Origin of the sequence: Erysipelatoclostridium sp. MSK.7.34, assembly GCF_019041935.1 — a bacterium.
Classification (GTDB): domain Bacteria; phylum Bacillota_I; class Bacilli_A; order Erysipelotrichales; family Coprobacillaceae; genus Thomasclavelia; species Thomasclavelia ramosa.
On sequence record NZ_JAHPYJ010000018.1, the window covers coordinates 40,748 to 62,080 of the forward strand.

The 21,333-nt window shown below is 29.9% G+C and carries 18 protein-coding genes; all 18 read right to left on the reverse strand.

The features are described from left to right. Window positions 1–105 precede the first annotated feature (105 nt). The 18 genes from KTF99_RS12015 to KTF99_RS12100 all read right to left on the reverse strand — a co-directional run bounded on the left by KTF99_RS12015 (window position 106) and on the right by KTF99_RS12100 (window position 21,171). Window positions 106–1,266: a hypothetical protein gene (locus KTF99_RS12015; protein WP_034559984.1), complete on the reverse strand. Its 1,161-nt coding sequence runs from the start codon at window positions 1,264–1,266 to the stop codon at window positions 106–108. A gap of 51 nt (window positions 1,267–1,317) precedes the next feature. Next, window positions 1,318–2,745: a L,D-transpeptidase family protein gene (locus tag KTF99_RS12020; protein ID WP_217215588.1), complete on the reverse strand. Its 1,428-nt coding sequence runs from the start codon at window positions 2,743–2,745 to the stop codon at window positions 1,318–1,320. After that, entirely contained in the window at window positions 2,742–2,990 is a 249-nt protein-coding gene (locus tag KTF99_RS12025) for a helix-turn-helix domain-containing protein (RefSeq protein WP_008791071.1), read from the reverse strand. Before KTF99_RS12025 ends, KTF99_RS12020 begins: the two co-directional genes overlap by 4 nt. Before the next feature lie 1,141 nt (window positions 2,991–4,131). Then, on the reverse strand, window positions 4,132–4,359 hold the full coding sequence (locus KTF99_RS12030; RefSeq protein WP_029482369.1) for a hypothetical protein: 228 nt from the start codon (window positions 4,357–4,359) through the stop codon (window positions 4,132–4,134). A gap of 22 nt (window positions 4,360–4,381) precedes the next feature. Continuing rightward, window positions 4,382–4,828: a hypothetical protein gene (locus KTF99_RS12035; RefSeq protein WP_029482367.1), complete on the reverse strand. Its 447-nt coding sequence runs from the start codon at window positions 4,826–4,828 to the stop codon at window positions 4,382–4,384. Between the two features lie 67 nt (window positions 4,829–4,895). Further along, entirely contained in the window at window positions 4,896–5,423 is a 528-nt protein-coding gene (locus KTF99_RS12040) for a hypothetical protein (RefSeq protein WP_217215589.1), read from the reverse strand. 46 nt (window positions 5,424–5,469) lie between these two features. Next, window positions 5,470–6,021 (reverse strand): JAB domain-containing protein, encoded by a 552-nt coding sequence (locus KTF99_RS12045; RefSeq protein ID WP_009299783.1) that lies wholly within the window; start codon window positions 6,019–6,021, stop codon window positions 5,470–5,472. After that, entirely contained in the window at window positions 6,008–6,175 is a 168-nt protein-coding gene (locus tag KTF99_RS12050) for a hypothetical protein (protein ID WP_199414354.1), read from the reverse strand. The genes KTF99_RS12045 and KTF99_RS12050 overlap by 14 nt, the downstream gene beginning before the upstream one ends. Before the next feature lie 138 nt (window positions 6,176–6,313). Further along, complete coding sequence (locus tag KTF99_RS12055) at window positions 6,314–7,102, reverse strand: Fic family protein (RefSeq protein WP_054322737.1); 789 nt, start codon at window positions 7,100–7,102, stop codon at window positions 6,314–6,316. A 98-nt stretch (window positions 7,103–7,200) separates the two neighbouring features. Then, window positions 7,201–8,298, reverse strand: coding sequence for a DUF3991 and TOPRIM domain-containing protein (locus tag KTF99_RS12060; protein WP_118143990.1), 1,098 nt, complete (start codon window positions 8,296–8,298; stop codon window positions 7,201–7,203). A 98-nt stretch (window positions 8,299–8,396) separates the two neighbouring features. After that, complete coding sequence (locus KTF99_RS12065; protein ID WP_217215590.1) at window positions 8,397–9,386, reverse strand: hypothetical protein; 990 nt, start codon at window positions 9,384–9,386, stop codon at window positions 8,397–8,399. Between the two features lie 263 nt (window positions 9,387–9,649). Beyond that, window positions 9,650–14,914: an SNF2-related protein gene (locus tag KTF99_RS12070; protein ID WP_118143988.1), complete on the reverse strand. Its 5,265-nt coding sequence runs from the start codon at window positions 14,912–14,914 to the stop codon at window positions 9,650–9,652. Between the two features lie 54 nt (window positions 14,915–14,968). Further along, entirely contained in the window at window positions 14,969–15,979 is a 1,011-nt protein-coding gene (locus tag KTF99_RS12075) for a zincin-like metallopeptidase domain-containing protein (protein ID WP_009299770.1), read from the reverse strand. A 114-nt stretch (window positions 15,980–16,093) separates the two neighbouring features. After that, on the reverse strand, window positions 16,094–16,702 hold the full coding sequence (locus KTF99_RS12080; RefSeq protein ID WP_147333314.1) for a hypothetical protein: 609 nt from the start codon (window positions 16,700–16,702) through the stop codon (window positions 16,094–16,096). A 291-nt stretch (window positions 16,703–16,993) separates the two neighbouring features. After that, a complete protein-coding gene (locus tag KTF99_RS12085; protein WP_009299767.1) occupies window positions 16,994–17,419 on the reverse strand; it encodes a hypothetical protein in 426 nt (141 codons plus the stop codon). A gap of 16 nt (window positions 17,420–17,435) precedes the next feature. Further along, the gene (locus tag KTF99_RS12090; protein WP_009299766.1) at window positions 17,436–18,437 is read right to left on the reverse strand and encodes a hypothetical protein; all 1,002 of its coding nucleotides are present in this window, start codon (window positions 18,435–18,437) and stop codon (window positions 17,436–17,438) included. Between the two features lie 47 nt (window positions 18,438–18,484). Beyond that, entirely contained in the window at window positions 18,485–19,987 is a 1,503-nt protein-coding gene (locus KTF99_RS12095; protein WP_199413600.1) for a hypothetical protein, read from the reverse strand. A 14-nt stretch (window positions 19,988–20,001) separates the two neighbouring features. Continuing rightward, window positions 20,002–21,171: a DNA-methyltransferase gene (locus KTF99_RS12100; RefSeq protein WP_008792817.1), complete on the reverse strand. Its 1,170-nt coding sequence runs from the start codon at window positions 21,169–21,171 to the stop codon at window positions 20,002–20,004. Window positions 21,172–21,333: the final 162 nt, after the last annotated feature.

Genomic DNA, 21,333 nt, shown 5'->3' on the forward strand with positions numbered 1-21,333 from the left:
TTTCCTTCCTTCTTCATTATTTTTCTATATAACTAACAAGGATTTCTACAATAAAATTTCATTTTATTCCCTCCAAAAATAAAAAGCAATTCAACGAATTGCTTTTTATATATATTTATCCCAATATTTTACATCTGTGGCATCACTTGGAACTCTCCACGATTCTAATGGATCGCCCTCATAACAGATATATCCATCCTCAAAAGTTGAATCTCCCCACTTATAAGTCACTGTACGCCAAACTTTTCTTTTTACTGGCTGAGTATTTTCTCCCGTTGATCCAGAATTTCCTCCAGTATTTCCTGAGCTTGATCCACTCCCAGAACTTCCACCTGAATTACCACTATTTCCTCCAGAACTGTTACCACCAGATGTTCCTCCATTTGAAGGCTTGTTAGAACCACTACCAGATGATCCTGAGCTTCCTCCAGTAGAACCTGAAGGTTTGCTTCCAGAACTATTAGAGCTGCTATTTGAATTATTTCCACTAGATACTACTTTATCTCCAGATGAATCCACTTTTTTCTTAACAGTATTTTTTACTGTTTTTGTTCCGTCAGCATTAGTTACTGTCTCTTGGACTACAACTTCGTCTTCGGCAATTGCTGGTGGCGCAATTACTGTAACCTTTACATCTTTTTCAGCTTTATTTCCATTTGCATCTTCAATACTAGCTTTTACAGTATATTTAGCAGGTACATTAATATCTACTGTACTGTAATCAACTGTCAATTCATTTATTGTTGCTAAATCAGTCGCTATAATCAATGATTTAAAATCAAATGTAGTCAAATCTGTCCCTTGAAGAATTTCTATATTTTCTGGTACTGTCATTTCTGGGGCAGTTGTATCTTTCACAACTACCTTAACTGTTTTAGTTTCATCTTTATATGTTAAATTTACTTTATAATCTCCTACTTTAGCAAACCCACGATCTTTTTCTTCAGTAGTACCATCCTCGTTAGTCACTGTTTCAATATCATTTTTTATATCTGTTTTTATTTTAAGGTTTTTTTTCAAATATTCCTTATCTTCTTTATTTAATCCTTTAGTATCAACTAAAGTATCAAAATCAGCTTTGAATTCTTTTCCGTATTCAAGATTAATCGTATTTTTCTTTAGTTGTAATTTTGGTGAAGTGTCTCTTGTAGCATATACAATTCCTCCGCCACATCCCAAGACAATTAAACCTGTAAGACATCCCGCAATGAGCCTGTTCTTTTTGGTATTTAAATACTTATCAATAATATCTTTTCTGATGTCCATACTTTATCCCTCCATCTAAATTTTATAATTTATTACTCTATAATTCAAATTTTAGTATAAACTATTTGAATTTTGATATATTCCTATTAAAGTATCACCCTGCAGTGACTGTAATATACGAATCATATTCACCTGACTCACACTTATACATCCTGCTGTAGAACCGCCAGTTGAGCAGTGTAAAAAGATAGCACTACCCGCACCTGGTGTACAAGCAGTATTATAATTTACAGCAATAGCATATTTATATGCTGTTGGATAACCAATTAAATGCTCAGCACTGCTCCATTGAATTCCAGTCTGACTAGCATCAACTAATTTATTGTAATATGGACTGTTTACATCATCTACCCAATAATGATTGTTGTTGACCTGTAACCATCCTCTAGAAGTACCTGGATTTCCTGCTACACCAAACGCTTGACCAAAACTATAGATTCCCGTAGGTGTTTTCCCATCACCTTCACGTTTGTTGCTAGTTATACCATTTTTCCCCACTCTTGCTGAACAGCTTAATGTTTCTGTCCAAATACCGTTACGCTTAGTATGCAGTGTTAACGTTGCATAGCTTCCACCGTTTCCAACAACTGTTATTGCCTGTGTAGTTTGTCTCGAAATTGACATATTAGCAACAAAACTATGATTCACTCCAGAATTGGAAGATGAATTAGAACTATTGCTGCTTGATGAACCTGTAGATCCTTTTTTATTTGTACTGCTTCCTTTACTGGAATTAGAACTAATTTTAGTATTTGCTGTATCGTCTTGAGCCGTCGCTTTATCTCTTAATGTATTGCGAATAGATTTTGTTCCATCCTCATTAGTTACTGTTTCTGTTACTAATTCCTGATTTTCATTTGGAGTTTCTGTTATATTAACTGTTAATTCTTTAGTAGTTTCATTACTAGAAGTATCCTTAGCAGTAACTTTTAATACATATGTTCCTACTGTACTACTGTTAATTGCACTGCTGTCGTATCCTGCCTCTACAGGCGATAGATCTGTTGCATTAAATAAATTAAGACCGCCGAAATCATAGGTATTTAGATCAGTACCTTTAACTATATCAATATCACGAAATTCTGTATTAAGTTCTGGTGCAGTCGTATCAGCAACTTTAACCTTTTTAACAAGTGAATCATCATTAAAGATCATTGTTATCTTATACTCTCCAACTGCTGGATAATCTTTACCGTCCTCATATTTAAAATTAGATTTTATACTTAAACCATTTTTTAATATTTTTTTATCTTTATCATCCATACCTTCTGTATTCAATAATTTCATGCCGTTAACAGAATATTTATCTCCATATTCTAATTTAATAGTTTTACTATTACTTAGAACGAAATCGGGTAAATTATCTTTTGTTAAAGCATATATACCCAGTGTACTAGCTAAAATCACTGCCACTACACTAATTCCTGCGATAATCTTTTTATTTCTTGTATCTAAATAATTTAATAACATTTTTTTCATTGTGCTTTTTCTCCCTGTTTTACCTTTTCAACATCCTCACTATAGGACTTCTCTATTCCACATAAATAGTCAATCGATACTTTATATAGCAAAGCAAGCTGCATTAGCTTATCGATTGGTGGCACTCGGATTCCTAATTCATATAATGATAATGTAGATCGATTTATGCCTGTTAACTCTTCTACTTCGAACTGTGTTAACTTTCTTTTTATCCTCAACTGCTTTAAGCGTTCTCCTATTTCCATAATGAATGTTCCTCCCGTGCAAATCATATAAAATCTGTTGCTACTTTAGGTAGCATTGCTACAAAGAGAAACAAAAATAGTAGTATTAAAACTAATTCAATTCAATTGTTCTCATCTGTATTCCTCCTGATATTTCCTTTACAATTTAATGATATCAATAAAGAAAAAAGGTTAGGGCACAATTTTTTTTACGTATATAACTGCAATAAAAAAAGCAGTCATTGGTCGAAATACCAATAAATGCTCTCAATTTTTGGATACAATTTTAACTATACTAATTTTAACATATCCTTTGTTTCAAAAAGGCACAATTTTTTTTCAAAAAAGTGAATATTTTTTGAATAATATTCACACTATTTAAAAAAAACTGATTTCATCAGTTTTTTTTCTTTTGTTAAATCATTATATTAGTAATACAAATACTCATTTTCTACTAAAAATATCTACTAAAAATATTTCTTGACTATAAAAAAGAGGCAATTTGCCTCTTTTTCAAGTTATTAATAACAACTTTCCATTAAAACATTATCAATCCAAGTCTTATCGATTGTTTCATACTGCTGTATTTTTCACTTCACTTCAATAAAATAGTTAAAACTCTTTTCATTTTTATTCTTCCCCGATTCCATTATAATACAATAAAAATTAACCAAAAAGAAAGAGTGATGAGAACTCCACTCTTTCTTGTATAAAGGAAAAAAATACAGGTAATCATGCAAACATCGCTTTTCGACAGACAGTTTTCTAATCCAAAAGTATACTATTATTTAATTGTCTACATTTATTACCTGCAAACACATCTTAGCATATTTGCATATTAGAGAGGGCACAATTTTTTTTGCGTTTTATCTTACAACCATTACTTACAAAAGGCAGTGTATTACATGCATCTTGTACATTTATACATCGACATCAATACTTGGAACATATTCTTTATCCTGTATAATTAATACGATTTCTTCAATAGTTAATTTACCCTCTCTATTTAAATCTGCAAGTAAATCTACAGCCTCTTCCTTTTTGTCAGCAGTTATAGTTTTTCACAGCCATATATTATTTAACAAAATCCCCTCGAACAAGTCATTGTGATAGTTAATCCAAAAAGTTGACTGTTTCCGTTTGAGGGCTTTCTTCAATGTTGCTAAAATAACATTAACTTAAAAAAATTGTTATAATTATTATTTTTATTTAGATACATATAATAAACAGTGATGTAAAAGTATCTTACTCTCTTTGCCTTCTCTATCTGTACACAGTTTCCTTCAGGCACTGGAAGATCATTTATCATTCTTTGAATTTCTTCACACAATTTTCTATAGCACACCACTCTATCTTCTTTTTCCATCAAATTTTCCTCTTTATCATTCATTGTGCTGTTTAATATTATATTCTTATTCAACCACCTGCTCTTTAAAATCATTATTTAGATACTCATAGTTTTCCATTTCCAACAGTTTCTCAATTTTTTTATTAATGGACTCATCTGCTCTTTCTTTAACAAAATCAAAAAATGTATAATAACTGTCTTTTAGGTACGATTCACAAAAATTCTTTGCAACTATCATTCGATGAAGTTCTGAAATAGAAATTTCAAATTCATTCAAAATTTCTGTTAAATTCTCTACCCTTCTAAGCTGATGATCGCTTACATCCTTAATCTCTTGATAATTTTTTTTGAATTTAAGTAAAAACTCTTCCGCTTTTCTATCACCGTAATTATCTTTATAGTATTTTTCTATCTTTTTTGTCCCGACTTCAACTGTTAAAAGTAAACTTTGTTTGCCGAAAATTAATTCATATTCAAAATCCTCCAACAAAATGTCTATTTCATTTTTCATTTATTTCACCACCAATCTATTAACTGCTTATAGTAAATATATTCACATAAAAAATATGATTTTTTTCTCACAAAAGTTCGAGTTCATTATCATTTTCTATTTCCTTCTCTAACTTATTTATAGCATTTTTCTCTATATATTCTTTAACAATTTCTTTTGAAAGCTTGTCACCCCTGCTTACTGGAACTAAAAAGTATTTGATCATTTTATCGACTTGTACTTTAACAAATTGACTGCCATCTTCATCACTTTCTATTCCACCTAACAAATCAATAAGATCCATGTATTTATCATAAGATAGAATATTATCTGATATAAAAGTATCTTTTTTACATTCATTCAACATAAAATTGTCATCATAGTTATTATTAAAAATAAGAACTAATCTCTGCGCCTGCTGTTTATAATTATCAGGTAAAAAGATAGAGATTTCATCATCATTAAGATAATCATTAATCTCCTGGACTATTTCTTTTCTTTTTTTATATTTAGAAATATTTTTTCTGATATCTTTCATTTCATGATGAGTAATTCCTAATACACTTTTTAACACAACTGCTAATTTGAAATACTCACTATTTACGACATTTTCCATTTTTACCTCCTTCTGCAAAGTAAAAAAGAGGCAAAATGCCTCTTTTTTAAATTATCATTTCCGTCACATCTTCTTCTAACCAAATTTTTTTGTCATTATTCTCACACAGCTCTAAAGATTCATAACTGTTTTGTAAATTATCTGTATTATTTATTTCAGTGTATTTTTCTTGACGATCCCCTACAATAGAATAATATTCATTCTCACCTATCACAATATGATCAAGGACTTCTATTTCTAAAATGCGCCCTCCCTTGATTAATAAATTTGTCACGTCAATATCCTCCTGACTTGGAGTACAGTCACCAGAAGGATGGTTGTGTATAATCATTACCCTATTTGCTCCTGATAGTAGAGCTGATTTAAAGACACTTTTTGGATCAACTATTCCCATATTTGCACTTCCTATCGAGCATACATGAGCATTAATAATTTTATTTTTACTATTCATATTTAAGGTCATTAAAATTTCTCGATCTAAAAACTTTAATTCATTTGCTAAAACTTCGACAGCATCCAGCGGTGTTCTTATACTCTTTTCACATAAAAACTCTCTTTCCTTAACTAATCTGATTCCAACAACATCAATACTGTTCATTTGCTCTCTTCACCTTTTTTATTCCATTTTCATCTATAACAATCTCCTCATCGTCCTTTATATTATCTATCAGTTCCTTTAAAATACTGTAACTAATTTTTTTCATCCTGTTCTCCTTGTTATAATTCTCTCTCATTTTCATCTTCTTCAGCATAGTTTTCACGAGAGATTGATGTATTTTTCATCAAGTTCCTCGATTATATATTCATGCTTCACATTTATTAGCTCCTTCTTTATAAAATAGTACTGTATGTAAAAAAGAGGCAGTTTGCCTCTTTTTTACATAACTTAATCATAATTCCATATCTTCATCCTGTTCATTATCAACAGTGATATTAAAATCTAAATTCAAAAGCTGCTTACATAGATCAGTGTATATGTCCTGCTCATTTAAACAGGTTTCAAACAGGTACGTCCTGTCTCTGTCATATTCTTTTAATCCACGTAAATAATACGGCTTGTCCCTATCAAGAATAATAAAAGGAACAATATTATTTTTTAAACATTCCTTGAACATGATCGCACGCCCAACACGACCATTGCCATCACCAAACGGATGAATTCTCTCAAAGCGTAAATGGAAGTCAACAATATCTTCCAATGTTACTTTGCCTAGCCTGTTATACTCTTCAATGAGTACGTCTATATCTCTTTCAACTTCGTCTGGTTTTGAGGTTTTAATAACATTTACCAGTCCAATTACATTGGGATGGATTTTAAATCCTCCTACATTATATCTGGGATTTGATTCATCAGAAGTTCCCTTTTTTAGAATTTTATTCATTTCAATAATCATATCTTTATTTAACCTATCATCAATATGATCCAAGATGAAATCAAAGAGTTTAAAATGATTTACTGTTTCTGTAATATCATCTACTCTGACTACCTTCTCGTCTTTATCAGGAAAAAAAGAATTAGTTTCAAATATCATTTCAGTCTGTTCTTCTGTTAATCGACTTCCTTCTATTTTATTTGAATTATATGCAAACAATACCTGTGAAACATGATAAATGTTACCAGGAAATTTTGATTGTTTTTGTTCTATAAGTTCCTTTTTTAATTTTTCTATATCTGTCATTTCCAATCTCCTATACTTATGTTATAAGTATATCACTTTAAACATAAAATGTAACACAAATTGATTATTCCTATAAAAAAGACAAAATATATCTTTTCCTACATCTCCATGTTATCATTGCTTTCTCTATCTTCTAATTCTGACTGTTCCCTTAAAATTCTATTTTCTTCATAATAAACAGTTACACGTAAAAGGTCGTTTAAATCCTTAATTTTAAGATTTGGTTTTCCATCATAGCCGTATGTTTTTATTTCTAGTGAAACTGTATTACCATTATCGTTGAACACCCCTTCATTGTCATACCATTTCTTTATTTTATTACCCGCTATCACACCAGCATCATCTAAATCTGGCATAATTTCTATTTCTTCTAAATTTTTTAGAGCAGGATTATTCTTTAAATTATATTTAAGTGTGTTAAGCATCGTACCTACTCCGCTGCACATTAATACATGAGCAGTTAGATTGTTTCTATTTAGAGAAATATAGCTAAGTCCATCAATTACGCTTTCTGTAACTACAATTTTTTTTATTCCTTCAAAATTCTGATAAAATAGCCCGTTATTTTTAAATGACCCTTTACAGTCTATATGAAATTTTGAATTGCCCGTACCTCTGCGGATTGCAAAAACTGGTTTTTTTTCTTTTATATTATTTACATCATATCCAACAAATACCACATTGTGATATATATCTTCATATACAATGCCATCCTCTATTAGTTTGCTAACAAGTGAATCGCTTAGTTTTCTTTCATTGGTCAGATAATGAATTGTTCTCTCATTATTATCGTTTTTTTGTGTTAATACAAGTCCTTGGCTGATATGACTTTCGTCCATAGAAAAATCATACAAATACTGCTCAATTTCATTTGGATTTCTTGAATAAAAGTACTCTAAAAGTATATTAATTGCATCATATGTTGAAGTATTAGTGTATTCACTGTAAAACTCAATTACATTTAAAGGTACTGACCCGCAACGAGCATTCCAGTATACTTTGTTTTTTAAAATATCAAATACCATCGAACTATGTTCAACTGGTTTAAGATATCGTTGACTTCTACTGCTTTTATGAACAGTAAGATTAAAAACATTTGTTGCAACTTCTATACATGTAAGCTCCTTGAGCATTTCACTTACGATAGTTTTACGGTATTCTTTTTCAGAATTGCTTAATATTTTTACATTAGTCATTTTTATTCACTCCTATAAATATAAAAAGAGGCAAATTGCCTCTTTTTATATAATTCCATTTTGTTACATACTTTCTTTAATAACTTTAACTATATTTTCTATAATTCTCTTTCATCTACAAATTCATCTTCTGTATATCTAAAATGCGTTTCGAATTCATCACTTAAATATGATTTTCGAATTTCATGATTCAATGTTTGAAGGTGATTAGGATAATGTTCATATATATCCAGCAACATTTCCCTATTTTCTATGATAAGTGCCTTTTCATCTGAATTTATTCTTAGGTTATCAATAAAATCATACAAAGCGCTCCATCTATATCCATGATGGAATTTTTCAGACTCTTCTGGATGTTCAATAATAATCCGCTCTATGCCAGTTTTATTATTCTTTTCAAAAAAGCTTTCGAAACAATACTGCTCATCTAGAGTAACAAATAAGCCTAATATACATTTAAAATTATCATCATTTAACAGTTTCTTAAATTCAGTACCAATATTTTTTTCCTGCTTCAAAGACAATTTAATATTATTCTTTTTGAGATACTCCTTAAAATAATTATTTATTGCACTATCAAAATCTTCTTGAGATGCAAGCTTTGTATATTTATCTTTTCCCAATTTCACGTTTATAAATTCCATATTTGCTTTGTTTCTGTAATAATCGTTGATCCAGTCGTGACATCCTAATTGTTCCATGATTTTTACTGGTAAAACAATTTGAGAATTAATATATATTTTTATAGGGCTAAAAATTCTTGACATTAATAAATTATTAGGATTTTCAATTGCTGGCGTAACCGTAGTCGCTCCATCTGTTAAAGCCCTATAAATATGGCAGTATATATTTTTTTCTAATAATTCTTTATATGAATCATAATAACTGGTAAATTCGCATTCACCATACTCATCATAATTGGGTGATACAATAGTATGAAGCTCAATTTTAAATTTCTGATTGTCCATTGTTTCTTCAATCCAGCACTCTAAGAAAATATCATGCTTTTTAAACATACTGCTGTTATTTCTGCTGTAGAAATCGTTTGCGATTTTTTTTGCCTCCTTTTCGGTTAATATGTTTGTCATTTTTTTGAATTTGAACATTTCTTTTATTTCCTTCTTTCTTTGTTAAAATATAAAAAAGAGGCAATTTGCCTCTTTTAAGATTTGCTATAACACAATTCTCCTTTATTGCATAATTTTAACTATACTAATCTTAGCATATCCTTTGTTTCAAAAAGGCACAATTTTTTTTCAAAAAAGTGAACATTTTTTGAATAATATTCACTTTATTTTATTTACCTTTTTCTGTTCTTTAGTAAGTTTTGTCGTAACAAAACTTACTCTTTTTAAATTTCTAGTTCGATTTCCTCAGCTTCATTTTCCTCTAATACAACTCCATTGTTATTGTCAGTTAAAAGATTAGTGATCTCTTTTTGTCTTTGTCTCAAACTAAGCAGTTCTTCCTGTGATTCAAATTTTTTATTTATAATATCATCAAGTTTTGCATAATTTTCTTTCATGTTATTAATTTGTATAAAATACTTTTCATAATCTTTTTTTATTTCAAAAATTTTTCTAATCATTCTCCCAACATTAACTCTGCCTACTGCGTTTAACAATCCAGCATTGTACAGATAGTTATTCGCTCCTTTAAAACAGATATTCCAACCATTTCCAACATTATAATCAAGAATAAATTCAAAACCCATCATTTTTCCAATAGGAATTGAATTTTTTTCTTTATTCATGTCAGATAATCTGATGATAAAATCACCATACTCCTTTAAATCGGTAAAGACTTTGTCTTTATATTCAACTTTAAAATCAATATCCATTTTCTCATTAATCATTTCATATTCAAAATTGATATGCTTTTTAAATACAGAATAGTCTTTACTTATACGATCGAATTTCATTTCTAAATTTTTTATTTTTTCAGGCATATTACGCTTATCATCCTGTGCCTTTCTAATTGCTTTTCTGTGTCTTGCCAGACTGGATTCAAGAGTTTTTAAGCGTGTGTCTACTTCAAGTTTTTCTCTTATTAAAGGATTACCGCTTGCAATAGCTTTAATTTCTGCATACGAAAAAGTTGCCTTTGTATCTTCTTCAATTTCTCGTGCACATCCACTGCCTTCAAGCAGTTGATTCATATACGTTGACTTGGTTTCTATCAGTTGCCATGAGTAGGCATCGAATGATTTTTTTGTTGCATATCTAAATTCATATACTTCATTATTCATATTTCCCTGCCTAAAGACCCGTCCATTTCGTTGTGCAATATCTGAGGCTCTCCATGGTACGTCAACATGATGAATTGCAATCATTCTTTGCTGAACGTTTGTACCTGCACCAAGTTTTGCTGTTGAACCAATCAGTACTCTGACTTCTCCTCTATTTACATCTCTATAAAGTTTTTCTTTTTTTAGAGTTGTTTTATAGTCATGTATAAATGCAATTTCTTCATCATTTACACCTAATTTAATTAAATTGTTTTTGATTTCGTCATATACATTGAATTGTGATTTAGGAGTAGAAGAATCACAAAAAACGAGTTGAGTAGCTTTTTGATCCCTGTACTCATCATATATTCTATATATCTGTTCTGAAATTACAGTTAATTTATTATCTGGAGTCAAACCGTAGCTTTCGTCAATAAGACGCAGATCTATTGATGCCTTCTTGCTGTCACTGGTTACCTTTAACATATTATCTTCATATGGAGCAACTGCCGAATTATGTATTGCTTCAGTTCTTTCGACTACATTTGCAATATAATCCTCCAACTCTGGACTTGGTTCTATTGAAACTACCTTTGCCTTATCGCCCACATGTTTTGGCGGTATAGCCCTTTTTCTTTGCAGTTTAGAATTTTCAAGTGCATTATTCAGCATCGACTCTGTTTGAATTTCTGCAACCTCTCTAAATGAATTCATTAATTCAGGTATATTAAAAAATTTGTTAAACCTCTGTCTGGTTTGAAACCCGCTTCCGTCTACTGATACCTCTAGAGAAGTAATAACTTTACCAAATGTTTTTGCCCAGGCATCAAAATTATGAATATTTAATCTTTCTAATTCCTCTTCCTGTAAATATCTCTGCATTGTAAACAGCTCAGCCATAGTATTTGTAATTGGCGTACCTGTTGCAAAGCAGACATTACCACCGCTTTTTTGTATAAATTTGCATTTCATATACATATCACTGGCTTTTTGACTTCTAGCTTGAGGAACACCTGCGATATTTGACATAGCAGTATACGTATATAAATTCTTAAATTCGTGTGCCTCGTCAACAAACATATAATCTACTCCTAATTTATCGAAAGTGATCCCCTGATCTCTTTTAATATCTGTAAGCTTCTTTACATTTTTTTCTACGGCCTTTTTAGAACGTTCGAGCAACTTAACAACAGCAGTATTTTGATGGCTTCCATTTGCTTTTGCTTCTTCAATTGCAGTTACTAATTTATCTATTTCTTCATTCAAAAAATTTAACTGTATCTCATTATCCATAGGAATCAGTTTAAAAGACGAGTGACCCATTATTACTGCATCATAATTATTCACTGCCATCTTATTTACTATATCTGCTCTTTTCTTTGTGCCAAAATCATTAGTAGAAATTGCCAAAATATTTGCCTGTGGATATAGTGTCATAAATTCATTACGCCATTGTCCAATCAAATGGTTAGGTACAACATACAGCAGTTTATTTCTTTTACCCATTCTTTTCATTTCCATACCACTTGCAATCATTTCGAATGTTTTGCCAGCTCCCACCTGTTGTGATAAAAGAGTATTTTTGCCATAGATTATTCTTGCAATAGCATTTTTTTGATATTCTTCCATCTGAAAACTGTTATTCATTTCAGGAAAGCTTAAAAATTCTCCATTATAAATTCTTGGCCTTATAACATTAAACAGTCGATTATACTCATCTTCAATCTCTCTGCAGTATTTCTCATTGTCAAATACGAACTCAACAAATGTATTTTCCAACTGTGACGACAATTCTCTTGCCTGTCCAGTCCTTTCGCTGTTAATTTCACTTTTTGTTTTTACGATGCCACCTTCATTTATTTCCTCCCAATAGTTTTTCAACGTTGGGATTCTGGAATTCAAAACATCGTTCAGCAGGTCAAAGCCATTATATCTTGGCTGTCTTTTAATTACACCGTCAGTATCAATATTTTCAGATAAAGGTACTCCCCATTCATCTTCAATAAAACTATTCCCAAAGAATCTATACTCGTAATAATCCATTGCAAACTGTCCTGTTTCATTAATAAAGCTTATTGTCAGTGACTTGGAATCATACATCATATTTTCAAATCGAAAAAGGTAGCAGGCGAAATCCTCATATATGTGTGTTGGTATATATGGCGCACCCAATTGAAAAGTTATATCAGTAATAGTCAACGGTTCAGGCATAACGTTATTCAATGCATTGATATTTTTTTCATATCTGTCAATTAAATTATTTTCTCTTATAAAGTCTATTTTTTCTAGAATATTTCCAGAAAGATACTCACTTTCTAATTGCCACCTTTCTTCCTTAGGATCATAAAATACCATAGCCGATGAGTGCATTTCCTTTTCAATGCTTTCAATACTTTTATCATAAATAATGCTCATATAATTTAAATCTAACATACCTTTAAAATTTAATGATGCAGAAATTGCATCCTGTATACTTTCAACATGTTTTATTTCAACAACGGGATTGATAGTTCTGATTTTAAAAATATCTGATTTTATATATGTATTTGCCTCTACGCCTTTAGATTCCAGATTTAAAATAAGATACTGCCGTGGATCTCTTTCTAAAAGATTCTTAATAGCCCTGGAATTGATATAATTATGCTTTTTTATAAAACTGTCATATGCTATATTTAATGAATTTCTTAAAGCAAGATATGCCTTCTCATCGAATTTGTTAGATGACTGTATACTAACTGTTTCTTCAGCAAGCTCTGCAATTTTAATAAGTTCCTTTCTACGAAGATTATTTAACTCATTATCGTGTACCAGTATGCAGTAATTTTCATCTCTAATATATACATTATCATCTTTCACAAAATAAGTATTCAGTTTCAGATTAAATGATTCATTATCAATCGCAATAGTATCAGCTACAGTTTCCTGAACAGCTTCATAATATATATTTGAAGGCAGGACTGCCATTGCTCTAGCAAAATGTTCATCAAGAGAAATTCCATCATAATTGACTCTCATTACATGTTGTCCAAATCTGCCTATTTCGTCCTTTGGTGTACCAAATATCATATCAGGATTATCAATAAAATATTTATTGATTTTTAGTTCAGATGAAAAATATTCAGACTGCATCCAGTTTTCAATCTTATTATAAGGCTGTTTATTACTGTTTTTTTGCAAAATAATAACATCAGTAGTGGTTGTAGTATTAGCACCATTAATATTAAATATATTAGTCGGCAGTCTTACCGCTCCAATAAAATCTGCTCTCAAATTAATGTACTCCAGTATCCTGGATGAACCGTCCATCGTATTTGTCGATGTTATAAAACAGATAATCCCTCCTTCTCTTACTTTAGATAAAGATTTGGCAAAAAAATAGTTATGGATAGCAAATCCATAACTGTTTAAATTTATGTCGTGTACCTGATAATTTCCAAAAGGTACATTTGAAATAGCCAGATCATAAAAATTATCAGGTACATTTGCCTCCTCAAAACCCGATATTTCAACCTTTGCAGACGGATAAAGCATTTGTGCAATACCGCCCGTTATAGTATCAAGTTCAACGCCGTGAATAGAAGATTCATTAAGCATATCATAAGGCATCATTCCAATAAAATTTCCTGTACCAAGACTCGGCTCCAATATATTACCTTTCTTAAATCCCAACTGATCTAATATTTCATATATCTTTTCAACAATTACTAAAGGTGTATAAAAACTCGATAATGTTGAAGCACGTGCATTTTGATATTCTTTAATTGTTAACATCTGTTTTAAAATATTTCTTTCGGCAGCATATTTTATATCATCTTCATTGAAAACATGTGGCAATCCACCCCAGCCTGAATATTTAGAAAGAACTTCCTGCTGTTCAGGTAAAATACTTAAATTACTGCTAGACTGTAAATTTCTAAGTACTTTTATCGCATTTATATTGTTATTCAGTTTTTCCCTTAAAGATAAATGTTCATCATGTTCTACAGTTAATCTAAAATCTCTGTTTAAATGTAAGTTGGTCGATTCTTGATAAGTGGCTGATTCATCAACCATTCCATCATCTTCTTTTGAACCATGTCCTGTTTCATTTTCGACAGTGACAGCTTCTGAATGAACGAAAGTTCCAGTGGCTCTGGATACTCCACTGCCACTAATTTTTTGATCTGCTGATAAGCTATCTCTGAAGCTTTCATCAAGTCCTCGATTTCTGTGTTGATTGTCTTGTTTATTATCAATTCTAAATACATTTGCGGGTTCTTTTCTTTCAAAATATTCATCATCCTGTCCTTCGACATCCCCCATGAGGTAATCATCAAATATTGAGATTTGTTCCCATTTTCTTTCACCAATTTGTCCATTTTTTCTTCCTCCCATACTTTTTTTTGGCATCTATTCTTTCCTCCATTATATCATATTCAAAAAAAAGAGGCATATTGCCTCTTTTTAAACACACAAATCATATGTATTGGTTTCTTCATCAAATTCTGTATAAATTTCTTTTTTTGATTCTATCAGCAGTTCCTGTAATTCACCTTTTACTTCTATATATTCTGAAATTTCCTCAGCACCGTTTAGAGCGCTAAATATAATTTCAGGATTTTTCTTAATCTGCTTATACCAAAATTGTACATATGCAGTATGATTATCTATCTTTTCCTGCTTTATTTCTATTCCAATATCAGCACATAAAAAAGATGAAGCTATCTCAGCATATAATTCTTCAAATGCATATCTTTCATTATTTGTTTTTAAATTAGGGTAACTTCTTCCTAATCGGTTTTCTTTCATCGTTGAATGACAGCACTCGTGCAATACCGCTGATACAAACTCGTATTCATCATCAAAACTACCTTTAGCTGGAATTAAGATCATGTCATTTACTGGTTTATAAACAGGGCACTCACATAAAAAATTTTCAACAATACTAAGATTAGCATTTTTGCAATATCTATCAATAAATCTGCAGGCCAAATCATTTACATCAATATGAATGTCTTTTTCTTCTATCGTGTAGGGTTCTATTCCTTCAATAAGTGAAGCATTAAAAACATAAAATACTTTAACCGACCACTTAAAGCGTTCATACTTTTCCTGCCGACTGAGATTTTCTTCTCTGACAATTTTATCTACATCGCTAATATTTAAGTATTTTTTTGTCTCCATATCATATAAAGAACATTTTTCCAATGGAACACCCTTGCCCTTTGCATTATTTAATTTATAATTTGCTGCTTTAATTTGTGAAAACGTCATCCATCGTGGATCGTTATAATTATTCTTTGCAACAGCATTATAAAGAATAAGGCGATTTATTCCTCTGTATTGTGTTTTGGTAACAGGATTATAGTTTTTGACTGTAGACCACCCCTGCTTCCATGGTATGATTTCTTTTTCCAGTGATTCTATATAAGAATCAACTAACGCCTGCCTTGCCTTGCTCATCTCTCTTTTCATGATTACTCATCTCCAAAATCTAGTGGATAAAATAATTCTTCTATTACATCTTCGTCACTTACTTCTGTCTCTTCATCGCATATAAAAATTTGTACTTTTTTCATCTTCTTTCTCCTATAATTCCACTTCATTTTCATCTTGAATTTCATCATTATTCATCTCCAAAATTTCTGTCATAAATATCTCATCCCAATACTCTAAAATGTTTTCATAGCACTTATCCGAAATGTATTTAAAATCCATTTGTTTTACAAGTTCTACAAAAGTAATCATAGAACAGTCAATTGGAATCATATTACTATTCTTTGCAGTATAAGCAATTCCATCCTGACTATCAATTATTTCTGGCGCATCCACAATCAAACCATCTTTATAACCTCTAAAATATGAATACTCCAGTAACACTTCAGCTTTTCTGGAATTACCGTATTCGTCTGTATACAAATATGGTTCAAACTCCTTTATTTTTGTTTCACAGTAATTTTTAAAAATATCCATTGCTTTGCCAGTTTTATATTGATCACTCTCATAATATAATTCACTAACAATTTGCTCTACTATAGGACTATCAATAACAACATGCCAATCATCTTTAATAACTTCAATTTGATTTTCAATCGTTTTTTTTGCATGTTCATACCCATAACATTCTAAAATACATGTTTCAGTGTTCTTTGAATTTCTTAATTTAACACAAATAATCTCATGATTTTCTTTCTTCATTTCTTCTTCTCCCTTTCTATTTTCTTTATCCAGTAAAAAAGAGGCACTTTGCCTCTTTTCAAAATACAAATAATACTTTAATAATTTATAGATTGATTTCATTTTCATTGTCATCAAAAATTTTTCTTTGTTTTCAGATTTTCCAAAACCAGGAACTGAATGTACTTTTTAATAAATAAAGCCTTCGAGTATTTTCTTCTCCAAAACGATGAACCTGCCATATATTTGATGTAAATATAGCCAAAATAACATGTTAGAAATAATTAATTAAGTATTTTAGTTTATTGTGAATTATAAAAACTGTTCTAATTCATCTAAAGCAATTTCCTGATTAATTCTTTCAACCTCAGTCTCATTCTTTAAATATTGTTTCTGGTTTTCTAAACGTTCTATTACCTCGTCAATATAATTATCTAGTTCAGCAGGTGTAATCGGTTTTATATATCCAAAAGCCTTTAAGGAAAGTTCATCACTATTTGGTGTAGAAATTTCTATTGAATCCATTAGAGCTTGTGCAAGTACATATCCATTAGCACCTTTTTGACATAAAACTTTTATTCTGTCAGGATCTATAATTCCCATATTCTGGATCAGTGACATAGAATCAGGATGTTCTCCTATAACAACTAATAACATCTTCATTCTTTGTCTAATATTAAAATGATAAGTATTATTTTTTAAATCTCTTAGAAATTCAACCGCACTGGTATAATCCATAAAAATTCAACTCCTTTTATATTTCTCTATCATCATCAATATCTTTATCCAAATGCAAATCTTCATTTGAAATAGCTTGTTCAGCAAAAATATTATTATGCAGTATTTTAAAATCATTTTTCAGTTCATCAATAGTTCCATAAAATAAAATATTTTTTGAATAATCATCGTTTTCTATAAAAATTGATATTTCATTTGTTTTTGAATTTTGAATAATTGAAATATCTTTGGTTATTGTTGATATATGTTTTAAAGTGGGCAAGGGCAGTTGACCTAAACACTCCATCATTAAATCAAATGGAAGTGCATATGCGTAAATATCCAATAAAAGCAATTTACTAAATACTTTGAATTCATCTAATAGATTCAATCCATGCATACATTCTTTAATTGTATCTAGATAAGCAGTATCTTTATCAACGATTTCAAAACTAATAATATCATTATCATTAAAATTAGATAGAATTCGTTTTAAATCTATATTATTTCTATAAATAATTTGGGCAATATCTTTCTTTTTCCCTGCAATGATATTATTATTGATGTAATAAACTTTATCTGCTATTTGATAATTATCAGCAAAATGACTTTTTAAAAAATTAGAAACAAAATAATTTTCATGTTTAATTATAGTCTCTGTATTATGCTTATTACTTCCTAGAGAAGTAATACAAAATTCATGATTATTGCTATTTTCATACCTATCCCAAGGCCAGTCTCCTGCGCCAATTCCATAAACGTGGATTTTGGTATTATCATCTAATACAATATCTGTTGCACTATATTCTGTAGTGTCGACATATTCATCATCTATCCATGTAACAGAAAAAGTATCATTAATTTCATTGTATTTAAATTCTAATTCATCAAATACTTCATGCATTTGTTCTACTACATTTTTTGTAAAGTAGGGTATTACATATCCTTTGAAAGTGAAATTTTTTAAAGAATAACCTTCAAAGCAAAAATTATCATCTTCAACTGCAAAAAATCCTTTTTTAGCTCTTTTTTGTATCATTTTTACAACTCCTTAGTTTTAAGAAAAAAGAGGCATTTTGCCTCTTTTTACATTTCCATTTCGTAATTATCTTCATTTTTATAAATTATATTATATTCTTTATACACATTGTCATCATTTTCTATTTCATTGTCAGATTTTGATATACTGATCTTGGATAATGTTTCATTTAAATTAATTAATTCATTATTCATTGGTTCTAATTGTAATAATTTACTTGATGTTATATCTTTAATCATTACTATAAACTCTTCCTCAGAATAATTGTTTAAATCATTTGTATTATAGTCAGAAATAAGACTCTGATATAGCATATTTATATCTTTAATTTGATTATTTTTAACCATTTTACAAATATCTTCTTTTAACTGAATCCCAATGTTATGTTTTTTAGATAATGTATTTAGCTGTTCTTCTAATTCAGCTACAGTGTCATTATTTTTATTGATTTCATTTAAATTGTCTGCAAGTCTTTCTCTGTCTTTATTTTTTTCCTCCCACCGCCAAAAATAATACTTTTTTTGCTGAAGTATTTCATTTTCCTGTTTTAATAATGTATTTTCAATATATAACTCTTTTCTACAGTTATTTATCTCACTTATCTTATTATTAATAAATTCGAGATGATTATCAGTATCTAACTGTTCAAGACAATTCCACCACAATGTAGAAATCGCTTTCCTTAAAGGAAAATCATCAGATAAATAAGTATCGTATTTTTCTAATAAAATGTATCTGTTATGTATATCCTGTATTATGTTATCCTGATTAGATTCTAATTGATATAAAATATCAATTCTTTCTTGTAACTGTTCTATTTCTTCATTCAGTACATTTTTTGTATCAGAAATCTGCAACCAAGCTTTTTCAAGTTCATAATTGCAATTTTCTTTCACCTTATCAGGCAAGTTTTCCCAGATAGCCATGAATTGAAGTGATTTAGATAATCTCCATTCATCTACATCTTCACCTCCATATTGCCCATACTGATATTGATCACATGCATCAAAATGTCTATGAAATGCACTATTTTCAACACAATTGACTATTGCCTCTCTTACTTTAATATTTTGTAACTGTTCATTTGATATTTGATTTAAAATATGATTAGGAATATTCATATCTGTACTTAAATGCATAATTATTTCTTCGATTGAAAGATTGTCATTACGTGACAATTCATTCACATAGTTGGATATTTTATTCTCGCTGTTATATTTATCGTTTAAAAATAAATATAATTTATCTTCCAAATCATCATATTTATTAATCAACTTTAAATTATGAAAACTTATATCAGTATATGGTTCAGCGAATATATCACCAAATCTGTCACCCCCAGGATAATTAATAATCAAATCAGTTTGATTTGTTAAATGAATAATATCTCGACGATCATAATAAAAATCACTTCTTTCATCAATATTTTCCCAACTGAATTCATTTTCAGGAAATTTAATTTTTATATATGATATTACATCGTCAATTTTGAGTTGTTTTGTTTCTTTGATAAGATTTTCAATTTTAGTTTTAATTAGTTCATTTTCCATAACTTTTCTCCAAATTATATTTCTAAATCATAATCATTTTCTAATTTCTCATATCCTACAGTACTTTCATTGGAATATGTAATAGGATTTATATCAATTATAGTAGCTTTTTTATCCAGCTGTTCTTCTATATTTTTTTTCATTAGATTAAAATTTTCTTTTGCTAAATTTCTTTTTTCCTGTGAGGTATTTTGTATATTTTCAACTCCTTCAATAACGATTGCATTTCTGGACACATTCAATGCAGCTACAGCTAAATTACCGCTTCCAGCAAACTGATCAAGAATAACTTCATATGGAAGCGATATATAACTGATTATTTCCTCTAGCAACTCGACTGGTTTTTCAGCCTGATGTACTCTTTTAGTTATACTTTTTGGCTGATAGTTAAACTGCGTAGGAAGCATACTTGATGTTCCGCTCATGTAATGAACAACTAAATTATTTTCCTCTAATAACGCTTTGACCTGAGATGAATCCATTCCTTTTATATCCAGACCATTATTTAATGCAGTTTGAATGTTTTTCTTTGCATTAAGTTTTAATGATCTGGGTTTTCCCTTTGAAAAAATCATAACATCTTCAGTATTTTTTGATTTTCTTCCAGTATTAGCGACAGAATTTCCCTTTATCCATGGTACTTTCGCAAAATATTTCAACCCGCTTTTTTTTGCCATTTGTTTTATTTCGTACAGATACTCATAGTTGATTTCTGATTCCTCGGGTAAAAATTCAACTATAAAAGCACCATCTTTCAGTACTCGACTTTTCTCTTTAAAATCTTTTTCCTCATATTTAAAAAGTTCATATTCTGCAAAATTTCGATTACCGCCTTTTAACTGCTTAGGCAGTTTATAAGGATGATCAGTGATTATCCCATCAATAGAATTATCTTTTATCATTGATAAATCTCTGCCGTCACCATTAATTAAAAGACATTGATTTGTTGTTCCGTTTATTTGGCTCTCCACCTTATAAACGCCTCGAGAAACCCTTTTGAAGATTCCTCTATCTATGCCTTCATATATTCTCGCCCTAATACTTTCATCATTTACTCTTTTTCCTCTAACTTCTTTTACCAGTTCAGTAGCTTCTTTTATGGTAAAATTGTCCTGTTCATAAAAATAGTCAAACAGATTCATTTGAATTGTTGCTTTTTTCATTGAAGATTCTTCTAAACCCATTGATTCCACCTACTTTCCTTAATAATTTCTTAAAATTAAAGACAAAAAAGAGGCATTCTGCCTCTTTGCATAATTTTAACTATACTAATTTTAGCATAACCTTTGTTTCAAAAAGGCACAATTTTTTTTCAAAAAAGTGAACATTTTTTGAATATTATTCAA

Coding starts and splice junctions, on each gene's coding strand:
- KTF99_RS12065 (WP_217215590.1), bottom strand. CDS start 9,386: ATGACAAACATATTAACCGAAAAGGAGGCAAAAAAAATCGCAAACGAT.
- KTF99_RS12085 (WP_009299767.1), bottom strand. CDS start 17,419: ATGGATTATACCAGTGCGGTTGAATTTCTAAGAGATTTAAAAAATAAT.
- KTF99_RS12075 (WP_009299770.1), bottom strand. CDS start 15,979: ATGAAAAGAGAGATGAGCAAGGCAAGGCAGGCGTTAGTTGATTCTTAT.
- KTF99_RS12025 (WP_008791071.1), bottom strand. CDS start 2,990: ATGGAAATAGGAGAACGCTTAAAGCAGTTGAGGATAAAAAGAAAGTTA.
- KTF99_RS12070 (WP_118143988.1), bottom strand. CDS start 14,914: ATGCCAAAAAAAAGTATGGGAGGAAGAAAAAATGGACAAATTGGTGAA.
- KTF99_RS12035 (WP_029482367.1), bottom strand. CDS start 4,828: ATGAAAAATGAAATAGACATTTTGTTGGAGGATTTTGAATATGAATTA.
- KTF99_RS12060 (WP_118143990.1), bottom strand. CDS start 8,298: ATGACTAATGTAAAAATATTAAGCAATTCTGAAAAAGAATACCGTAAA.
- KTF99_RS12015 (WP_034559984.1), bottom strand. CDS start 1,266: ATGGACATCAGAAAAGATATTATTGATAAGTATTTAAATACCAAAAAG.
- KTF99_RS12090 (WP_009299766.1), bottom strand. CDS start 18,437: ATGATACAAAAAAGAGCTAAAAAAGGATTTTTTGCAGTTGAAGATGAT.
- KTF99_RS12040 (WP_217215589.1), bottom strand. CDS start 5,423: ATGGAAAATGTCGTAAATAGTGAGTATTTCAAATTAGCAGTTGTGTTA.
- KTF99_RS12050 (WP_199414354.1), bottom strand. CDS start 6,175: ATGCTGAAGAAGATGAAAATGAGAGAGAATTATAACAAGGAGAACAGG.
- KTF99_RS12030 (WP_029482369.1), bottom strand. CDS start 4,359: ATGAATGATAAAGAGGAAAATTTGATGGAAAAAGAAGATAGAGTGGTG.
- KTF99_RS12020 (WP_217215588.1), bottom strand. CDS start 2,745: ATGAAAAAAATGTTATTAAATTATTTAGATACAAGAAATAAAAAGATT.
- KTF99_RS12095 (WP_199413600.1), bottom strand. CDS start 19,987: ATGGAAAATGAACTAATTAAAACTAAAATTGAAAATCTTATCAAAGAA.
- KTF99_RS12100 (WP_008792817.1), bottom strand. CDS start 21,171: ATGGGTTTAGAAGAATCTTCAATGAAAAAAGCAACAATTCAAATGAAT.
- KTF99_RS12080 (WP_147333314.1), bottom strand. CDS start 16,702: ATGAAGAAAGAAAATCATGAGATTATTTGTGTTAAATTAAGAAATTCA.
- KTF99_RS12055 (WP_054322737.1), bottom strand. CDS start 7,102: ATGACAGATATAGAAAAATTAAAAAAGGAACTTATAGAACAAAAACAA.
- KTF99_RS12045 (WP_009299783.1), bottom strand. CDS start 6,021: ATGAACAGTATTGATGTTGTTGGAATCAGATTAGTTAAGGAAAGAGAG.